Below are 2,428 nucleotides of genomic sequence, written 5' to 3'. Positions count from 1 at the left end.
ATTTTTCCATTCCGCCAAGAACACGCCTGATTGTGAAGATGAACAGGATGAGCGTGACCGTCACCGATGTGATGTCCGAGACAGGTTCCGCAATGTAGATGCCCCTGATGCCGAGAAACTTCGGCAGGATGAGTGCAAGCGGAATCAGCAGGATGATCTTTCTCAGCATTGCAATGAACAGGGAGATTCCTGCCTGACCGAGTGCAAGAAAGGTCGACTGACATGCCGCCTGGATGCCGAAGATGGATATCCCGAGAAAGAAGACCGGCATGACGCTGCATGTCAAAGAGATCAGCTTCGCATCATTCGTGAACAGCGAGGCGTAGACTGACGGGAAGAAGATGGCCACCCCTGCGAGAACCAGTGTCCCCAGAAGGCACACGACGATGAGCCGGACCACTGTATTCTTCACACGGGAAGCGTTTCCCGCCCCGTAGTTGTAGCTGATTATCGGCTGGACTCCCTGTGTGATGCCGTTGACCGGGATGACAATCAGCTGCATGATGCTCATGAGGATTGACATCGAGCCGACGTACAGGTCTCCGCCATAGTGCTGCAGTCCGGAATTGAATGTAATCGTGACGAGGCTTTCCGTGCTCTGCATGACGAACGGTGCAATGCCGAGCGCAGCAATCCGGCAGAGCAGCACCTTGTCAGGATGGACAAGTTCCAGGTGCATGACGCTTTTTTCCGACCTGAGAAAATGCACGACCCAGCATGCACTGACGAACTGCGAGATGACGGTTGCAGTGGCTGCGCCTCTCACTCCGAGATGCAGGGTAAAAATGAAAATCGGATCCAGGATGATATTGATCACGGCACCGATCAGGACTGACATCATCGCCGTCCTGGCAGCTCCCTGACCACTGATGAACGTGTTCAGGCCAAGGGCAAGCTGCACGAAGACGGTCCCGAGCAGATAGGTTGTTATGTAGCTGTCGGCATATCCGATGGTCCTTGAACTTGCACCGAATGCGTGAAGTATCGGTGTCTTGAAGAACATGAGCAGAACGGTCAGAACAACGGAGAAGAAAATCAGAAGCAGGGCGGAGTTTCCCATGATTTCAGAAGCCTTCTTCCTGTTGCCCCTGCCGAGCTCAATTGCAGCAAGCGGTGCACCGCCTGCCCCGGCAAATGCACTGAACGCGGCAATCAGGGTGATGACAGGCAGCGTGACCCCAACGCCGGTCAGGGCCAGGTTGCCTTCACCCGGCATGTGTCCGATGTAGATCCGGTCAACGATGTTGTACAGGACGTTGATCAGCTGCGCCAGAACGGTCGGCAGAGCCAGTGAAAGCATCAGCCTGTTCAGCGGGGCAGTTCCCAGTTTTTCATCATTTTTCATTTAAACACTTCTTCCCAACTTGAGTATAGAAGTATTTTATCATTGCAAATGAGCAAAATAAAGTTCTGCACCCCATGCTGCAGATGAACTGGGGTATAATAGAGACAGTTACTGAATTCAGGAGTTTAAAATGATTGCAAAAATACGTGAAAACCATATTCCGGAAACGGCTTATCTGATAATGTTTATAATTTTTTCGGCAGCTGCCTTCATCGAAGGAACGACACTGACGCATGTTTTTGGCGTAGACCGGCTGATGGCCGTGACATACCGGGTCTACCAGCTTTCGGTTCTCGGCGTGCTTGGAAAGATCTTCTTCCTGGATGACTCGACGAAAAAGACAAAGGCGGGCATTTTCCTGACGCTTGCCGTGCTTTATTTCATCTGCCACCGCGTGCAGGTAATGTCGCCCTTCTTCATGGCCATCTTCATCTTCGGAGCAGTCGGAGTCGATTGGAAGAAGATTCTGAAGTGCTTCTTCTTCACGAACCTGACCATGACATGTCTGGCATTTCTTTGTTCCCTGTTCCGCATAATCCCCAACATGACGCAGTCAAGAATGTACTTCGGCATCCCCTTTCACCGGTTCGGCATGGGAATTGCAACTCCAACCGACTTTGCGGCTCATGCCTTTTCGCTGATGCTGGCCTTCATTCTGATACGCGGTTTCAGGTGCAGCAAAGGGCTCCTGACCGGGCTTTCCGTGATTGCCTTCCTGACATTTGCCTTCACGGATGCAAGACTCGACCTGGTCCTGATGATTCTGCTGCTTTCATGCACTGCATTTTATGATAAGGTCGAAAAGTTCATCCTGGCTTCCGGTCCCGTCTTCTTCGGCATCATCCTCGGCGGATATGCCCTTTTCGATCTCTGGATAACCCATGTCTACCACATGCCGAGCCGCTTCTGGGAAACGCTTGACCGTTTTCTGTCAAGCCGGCTGTTCTACGGCAACGTTGCCATGAAGCAATGTCAGGTCCCGCCTCTTTTCGGGCGCTTCATCCCTCAAAACGGCAACGGACTCATGCTGAAGCCGGGCGAACAGTACTTCTTCATCGACTCATCAATCATCCGCATGTGGAC

General features: G+C 52.1%; 2 protein-coding genes. One reads left to right on the top strand and one right to left on the bottom strand.

Annotated elements, in window-relative coordinates:
- A partial coding sequence (locus V7Z60_RS09805; RefSeq protein WP_334117628.1) for an MATE family efflux transporter occupies positions 1-1,345 on the bottom strand: 1,345 nt, incomplete at its 3' end.
- Positions 1,346-1,475: 130 nt separating this feature from the next.
- Between V7Z60_RS09805 and V7Z60_RS09800 the strand changes: the two genes are divergently transcribed.
- The coding region (locus tag V7Z60_RS09800) for a beta-carotene 15,15'-monooxygenase (RefSeq protein WP_334117627.1) at positions 1,476-2,428 on the top strand (953 nt) is incomplete at its 3' end.

The organism is Ligilactobacillus sp. (assembly GCF_036846325.1).
In the GTDB taxonomy this organism is placed as follows: Bacteria; Bacillota; Bacilli; order Lactobacillales; family Lactobacillaceae; genus Ligilactobacillus.
This window is presented reverse-complemented; position numbering and strand designations above follow the sequence as displayed.